The organism is Dolichospermum circinale AWQC131C, from assembly GCF_000426905.1.
GTDB classification, from domain to species: Bacteria; Cyanobacteriota; Cyanobacteriia; order Cyanobacteriales; family Nostocaceae; genus Dolichospermum; species Dolichospermum circinale.
This window is the reverse complement of sequence record NZ_KE384596.1, coordinates 62,398-69,092: the sequence shown is the minus strand read 5'-3', so window position 1 is coordinate 69,092 and position 6,695 is coordinate 62,398. Positions and strand designations below refer to the sequence as shown.

Genomic DNA, 6,695 nt, shown 5'->3' with positions numbered 1-6,695 from the left:
AGTAGTTGGTATCTGGTTCACAGCTTTGGGTGTAAGCACAATGGCGTTCAACTTGAACGGATTCAACTTCAACCAGTCCGTAATTGATTCTCAAGGTCGTGTGATTTCTACATGGGCTGACGTAATCAACCGCGCTAACTTAGGTATGGAAGTAATGCACGAGCGTAATGCTCACAACTTCCCTCTAGATTTGGCTGCTGCTGATGTTGCTCCTGTTGCTTTAAGCGCTCCTGCAATCAACGGTTAATAACTAGAGTCTAGTTAAATAAAAAAGCTACCCTTGAGGGTAGCTTTTTTTGTGTTCACTTTTCACATTCGCGTTTAGTCACATAATGACGATAGCGAAACATGACTTCTAACTGTGCTTGTACTAACCAACCACTCATAAATTCCACTCCATTACCCCCAGGCATGGCATAGGTGATATGATCAGTTAATCTAGTTTTGCCATTTTCCTCCGTAAATTCATGACGATGTATCCAGGAATCAAAAGGTCCAGATATTTGTTTATCGCTAAACAGACGATATTTTTCATAGTCTGTGTGACGTGCTAACCAAGTTAAGGGTAAAATGCCCAGAAAAAGACGAAATTCTGTAATTGCACCGGCTTCTAGTCCTCCCTCACGTCTGACTACTTGTACAGGTTGCCAAGGTGGGGTGAGTAATTGTATTATGTCTGGCCTTTCATGAAATTTCCAAACTACTTCTACTGGTGCGTTAATGATTGAGGAATGTTTAAAGTGCAACATGAACAAAAACCTAAAATTTAGCCTGTAGCCTAAACTGCTGAAAATAACGAAAATAGATGGTTATTGTGGCTCTAAATTCATTAAAATATCAGAGAATGCTCAGAATATCTTATACTGCGATCGCTAATTGTAAAGTGAAAAAATCTTTGATAAATTTTTTTGATAAATTTCTTTAATTTTCTGGGCTAAATATCCATTTTTTATATGATAGTGGAGTTTGAGAAGTAATATTGATAGCGCATATTACAGTAAATTTCATTTGCATGAGCTATAATTTTAGCGGGCAAGATGCCCGCACCACAAGATTTTTATCATTAAGATTTTTATCATTAATATCTGTACCTCATAATATAGGATAATTAAGTTTACCATTAGCTCAGGTATTTATTTCTGAGCTTTTTTAATGGATGGTAAAAATTTGCTGTAAATATACTGGTATGAAATTTTTTCTAAAAATGCTCATAAAATTGACAGAATTATCAGCGATAGTTTAGTAATATTAGAAATAATCTAGATATAAAGGATAATATTGCCAATATTTATTAATATCGGGTAATTAGCTGAATAAAATTATTTACCAATCTGATCATTTAGATTTCATTTCATCAAAAAGCTAAAATACTCCAGAATTAAGTCAGCAATTTAGTAAATGATTTACTCCAAGTATCATAGCGATTTATAGTAAATTATGAAATGGCAGTTATTGACACATAAACAGCGACAGATAAACCAAGCATTTACTATAGCAATGCTTACCATTGTTAGTGGGATAATTTGCATTTCTTGTAGTAATAATCAAGATATTTTAGTGACAGAAAGATCAGCAACTACCCCAAATCGAAAGATAGGAAAAACATCCAAATATGCGGAATTTTATATTCAGGGACAAACTCAACATTTTAAAGGTAATTATCAAGCGGCCATTGCTGCCTATAGTACATCAATTAAACTTAATCCTGAATATGCACCAGCATTTAAAGGTCGGGGATTGGTTTATTTTGATACTGGTAATCAAGAGGGAGCGATCGCCGATTATAATCAGGTATTACGTTTAAATGCCAATGATGCGGAAGCTTACAATAATCGTGGTAATGTTTTTTCATCTATTGGGGATTATATAAGAGCGATCGCAGATTATAATCAAGCTATTAGCATCAAGCCTAAATCCGCCGAATTTTACAACAATCGAGGTAATGCTCGTGCAAACCAAGGTGATAAAAACGGGGCTTTAGAGGACTATACTCAAGCAATTCGGATCAATCAGGAATATGCTGTAGCTTATAACAATCGTGGTAATGCTTACGCAGCCAGGGGAGAACAGCAAAAAGCAATATCTGATTATAATGAAGCAATTCGTATTAATCCTAATCTTGGTTCTGCTTTTAATAATCGAGGTAACGCCTATGCCGCAATTGGAGATAAAAGGGGGGCATTAAAAGACCTACAACGGGCAGCAGCTATCTTTGATAAAGAAGGAAATAAGGACTTGTATCAACAAGCAATGAAGAACATTGAAGAATTGGGACGATAATTGAGATTTCAGGACTTACGTAAAACAGCACAAAATTAGAGATAATTCATATTTTTCTTGCATAAATAAACAGATACCCGACTTACTTAAAGAGTCGGGTGTCTAAAAATTTAGACGCTTCAAGCAAAGCGAATTTTTAGATAATCATCTTCCATTTTTGCTCCTGCTGGTTGCAGTGCGGCTAAAGCTTGAGGTAATACCAAATTACGGCGATGATTACCAATAGTGATGTTTAATTCATCTCCGGTTTTTTTCAGTTGAATTTGACTTTTAGGGATGTTGGGTAAATACAATTCTAGACTGTATTGGTTTTTGTCTTGAACAACTTTGATTGTAGTTTCCTGATAATAAACTTGAGTCGGATCTTCATCTTTGTAAAGAGTTTCTTTCAACCTTTCCAAAGCTGGTAAACCACACAATTCTTCAGAGTATAGAGGTACTTCTTTGACTGGAAGAGGTAAGAAATTATCATGAATTTCTTGACGGTATTGTTCTTGATTTTCCTTCCACCGTTGGAAAAAAGGATCTGTTACTTCTTGGGGAATAATTCGGTTAGCAATTACTAAATCTGTGGCTACATTATACAAACTTAGATAGGCGTGAGCGCGAAGAGATTCTTTAATTACCATTTTTTCAGGATTCGTCACTAGACGCACAGAGGTTTGAGTATTGTCAGTTAAAACTTTTTCCAAAGCTTCAATTTGCTCATAAAATTCATAGGGTGCGTCCATTACCTCTTTATCTGGTAAAGAAAAACCAACAATGGGTCTAAAAATAGGTTCTACAAGTGGTCTGAGGGCAACGGAAATATTTTGGAAGGGTTTGTAAAAACGACGCATATACCAACCACCAACTTCCGGCAAACTTAACAGTCGTAATGCTGTACCAGTGGGGGCGGAGTCAATAATTAAAACATCATATTCTCCTTCATCATAATGACGTTTCATTCTCACCAAGCCGAAAATTTCATCCATGCCCGGTAAAATTGCCAATTCTTCCGCTTGTATTCCGTCTAAACCCCTGGCTTGTAAAACTTGGGTGATATAGCGTTTCACAGCCCCCCAATTACCTTCTAATTCTTGCAGTGCGTCTAATTCCGCACCCCACAAATTAGGACGCACGAGACGGGCATCATGTCCTAATTCTATATCAAAGCTGTCGGCCAGGGAGTGGGCAGGGTCTGTACTTAAAACCAATGTCCGATAGCCCAGTTCTGCACAACGGAGTCCAGTGGCTGCGGCCACGGAGGTTTTACCCACGCCACCTTTCCCTGTCATTAAAATTACTCGCATCAATGATTCCTTACTGCCTGAAGTTTATTTACATTTATTTACATTATGATGGTTTTTTCAAAGAAATGAAATGCTGCTTAATTACATCTAAACGAGAGCAGTACCAATAGTCAATATGAGAAACAATTAAACCGTCAGCATTCAAACGTAATTCACTCCAGCCAGAAACGGAAATATAAGGCTTCCAAGGTAGGGGAGAATTCCAACTCATAGTCCATTCAGTTTTAATAATTTCTGCCTGAGATTGGATGTTATGTAAATCCAGTTTAAGATTGAGGAAAAAAGTCTGAATGAATTTAATCATCCATTTATAAAGTTCCAGTCCGCGAAACTTAAAAACAGCATCTTGAAAATAAACATCTTGGGCATAAATGCTGTAGGTTTGATTGACAGGAAATCTTTGATAATCAGCTTTGAGGGTTTCTATAATATCCATAAATTTTGTGCTGGTGTTGATCATATTTCGGTTTTTTTCCGTTCACCTACTTACTTATTACTTGTTGATGAAATTACCGATTACAGACTGTAGTTTTACTCTAGCATAATCTCTTTCTTCCACAGGTAAACGGGATAAAGCAAATTCAAAATCGTCCAGTTTCTCCGTAATAGCATTAACCAGTTCTTTTTGACCTTCTGCGATACTAAATCCAGATTTTTCTAAATCAATTTTTCCATTCCCTAAAGTTAAACTATTCTGGTTATATTGTTCTGAAGTTTTTAACTCATTTTCTGCTTCAGGGCTGATCATTTCTGATTTAGTGATGTCTATGATCTCCTCAGTTGTATACTCTAAATCAGCTTGTGCGGCTTTTAATAACTGCGCTGCTTCTTTAATCTTTCTATATGCCACTTGTTGCATGATTTTTTTCTGCTCTAAAAGCAAAGATAATTCTTTTTGAGAATCGAATAAAGCTTGTTGCTGCTCTTCGATTTTAGCTACTTGGTTTTTGATTTGAGTTTGGATTTGTGCAAGGGTCATGATCTAGATTCTGGAAATGATGTTTAAAAAATTTTGAAAATTCAAATTCTCTTCTCAACCTTGGTAAATTATTGACAGTCAAAGGGTCAATAATTGCTGGTAATAGACTTGTGTAATCTGCCTTTTTAACTCTTAATTGTTAATTGAGGGTATTTCTAGGAAATAGAAAGAAATAGAAATTCTCAATAGATATTCTATTTCCTTATTACTTCAATTACATTTCCTCCCAAAGACCTTCTAATTGTCGTCTCCAAGCCGCTAAAACCTCCTTTCGTCCTTGGGGATTTTGGTCAATATCTCCTAATAATCCTTCTGCATAAAAACGGTCTAGATTTTGCATAGTAGCTTCTAGAGATTGTCCCTGTTGTTTCGCTGTTTTAATAATTTCGCGGATACGAATTTCCACCAAATTATTAAAAACATCATTGACACCAGTTTGATGTAATGATATCAGACGAGCGATCGCATTAGTAAAATCTGCATTACTCAAAGTGCCACTATTATGCTGGAACACTCCCCACACTACCCCATCATAAACAGCGTAGCGTGTTTCTTGAGTATCATCAAAATTAGCCTCTAAAAACTGGGTGAGAAATGCTGTAGCCTCTTGTAAAGGCATAATTGGCAGTAATACCCGCAACCAAGTGTGATCTTCTGAAAGTAGCACCAATAATCGAAAATCAGTAGTTTCTACTTGCCAAGAACCAGGGGCTATAGATTTTACAACTTCAACGCTAAATAACTCCGTTAATGTACCCGCTATTTCTTCCGGTGTCATAATTATTTGTGAACTTTAGATCTAGGTTAACGCTTTTTGGATAGATGAATTATATTTTTTATCGAACCACGGAGGCACAGAGGACACAGAGGTGGAGTGGCTGGGGATTTTTAGGCTATCTAAATATAAATATCCCTTCCCATTTCTAAAATCCTATTTGCGACTGATTCCATGATAGGATTTACTGATAAACGATTACCTTTTTTTACTACTAATAATTCATCATCTTTAAATTTTGTTTTGAGTGTTGATAGTGAAAGAGGATGATTAAAAACTTCTACAAATTCCACCTTCACAGTTTGCCAACGAGGAGATTCAGGACTTGATTTAGCATCATAATATTTACTGTTAACATCAAATTGTGTCGGGTCATTAATATCTGTTTCAACTATCCGCATTAGGCCAAAAATTCCTGGAGGTTCAGCATTAGAATGATAGAAAAATGCTAAATCCCCCATTTGCATTTGTTTGAGAAAATTACGCGCTTGATAATTACGCACACCGTCCCAAATAGTCTCACCTTCCTGCTGTAAATCAGTAATACTATAAACCGTTGGTTCTGACTTCATTAACCAATAATTAATTCTATTCATCTCATAACAATTAACTCAATATGACCAAAATTCCCTTTCCGTCTCCTTTCTCCGTGTCCTCTGTGCCTCTGTGGTTCGATAAAAACAACCTCAGAGACAAACAGCGACTAACTCGCGGCCAAATTGCCCCAAGCAATATAAGGTAATTTGGCCGCAGTTGCTTTTACCTGTTGAGCATTTGCTACCAACTGTCCGCAAGCGTCCCATGTTCCACTAATAAAGGCGCTTCTTGTGCCTTCACTCATAACAACCGAGGCAGTAAAATCACCAATTTCCACTTGCAATTTTTCCAAATCTATGGTAGTGACTGCTTGAGGATTGGCCATAACTAATTCTTGCAGTTGTTTAACTACCTCTGCTTCAGCCGTTACGCATGGTATCCCCATGGCTACGCAATTACCAAAGAATATCTCCGCAAAGCTTTCACCAATGAGGGCTTTGATTCCCCATTTGGCCAGGGCTTGGGGTGCGTGTTCCCTTGACGAACCACAGCCAAAGTTGCGGTTAACTATGAGGATATTTGCCCCTTGGTATTGGATTTGGTCAAATGGGTGTTCACCGTTTAAGGCTTTTCTGTCGTCCACAAATACCCCCTCTCTTAGGTCGTCAAAGGTAATGGCTTTTAAGTAGCGGGCGGGTATAATTCGGTCGGTATCTATGTCGTTACCAAGCAGGGGAACGGCTTGACTGGATATTTGTTTTACTTCACTTACCATAATTAATTAACCACGAAGGCACGAAGGACACAAAGGAATATCTGGGACTCAATTCTA

8 protein-coding genes and 1 pseudogene are annotated in these 6,695 nt (G+C 37.1%); 2 read left to right on the top strand and 7 right to left on the bottom strand.

The window, feature by feature from the left end; genetic code table 11:
- A pseudogene (locus ACIR131C_RS0105200) lies at positions 1-247 on the top strand (photosystem II q(b) protein); the annotation flags it as partial.
- A 55-nt stretch (positions 248-302) separates the two neighbouring features.
- Here ACIR131C_RS0105200 and ACIR131C_RS0105195 read toward each other — a convergent pair.
- Positions 303-749 carry an SRPBCC family protein gene (locus tag ACIR131C_RS0105195; RefSeq protein WP_028089343.1) on the bottom strand — a complete coding sequence of 149 codons (447 nt, stop codon included), beginning with the start codon at positions 747-749 and terminating at the stop codon, positions 303-305.
- A 688-nt stretch (positions 750-1,437) separates the two neighbouring features.
- On the opposite strand from ACIR131C_RS0105195, the gene ACIR131C_RS0105190 reads away from it, so the two are divergent.
- Entirely contained in the window at positions 1,438-2,280 is an 843-nt protein-coding gene (locus ACIR131C_RS0105190) for a tetratricopeptide repeat protein (RefSeq protein WP_028089342.1), read from the top strand.
- 119 nt (positions 2,281-2,399) lie between these two features.
- Here ACIR131C_RS0105190 and ACIR131C_RS0105185 read toward each other — a convergent pair whose 3' ends face one another.
- From ACIR131C_RS0105185 to leuD, 6 genes are all read right to left on the bottom strand, one after another.
- Entirely contained in the window at positions 2,400-3,572 is a 1,173-nt protein-coding gene (locus ACIR131C_RS0105185; protein WP_028089341.1) for a TRC40/GET3/ArsA family transport-energizing ATPase, read from the bottom strand.
- A 43-nt stretch (positions 3,573-3,615) separates the two neighbouring features.
- Positions 3,616-4,008: a C6orf136 family protein gene (locus ACIR131C_RS0105180; RefSeq protein ID WP_028084735.1), complete on the bottom strand. Its 393-nt coding sequence runs from the start codon at positions 4,006-4,008 to the stop codon at positions 3,616-3,618.
- A gap of 57 nt (positions 4,009-4,065) precedes the next feature.
- Entirely contained in the window at positions 4,066-4,551 is a 486-nt protein-coding gene (locus ACIR131C_RS0105175) for a hypothetical protein (protein ID WP_028089340.1), read from the bottom strand.
- A gap of 214 nt (positions 4,552-4,765) precedes the next feature.
- On the bottom strand, positions 4,766-5,329 hold the full coding sequence (locus ACIR131C_RS0105170; RefSeq protein ID WP_028089339.1) for a hypothetical protein: 564 nt from the start codon (positions 5,327-5,329) through the stop codon (positions 4,766-4,768).
- 119 nt (positions 5,330-5,448) lie between these two features.
- Positions 5,449-5,922, bottom strand: a complete 474-nt coding sequence (locus ACIR131C_RS0105165; RefSeq protein ID WP_231395393.1) for an EVE domain-containing protein — start codon at positions 5,920-5,922, stop codon at positions 5,449-5,451.
- 107 nt (positions 5,923-6,029) lie between these two features.
- Positions 6,030-6,638, bottom strand: a complete 609-nt coding sequence (gene leuD / locus ACIR131C_RS0105160; RefSeq protein ID WP_028089337.1) for a 3-isopropylmalate dehydratase small subunit — start codon at positions 6,636-6,638, stop codon at positions 6,030-6,032.
- Positions 6,639-6,695: the final 57 nt, after the last annotated feature.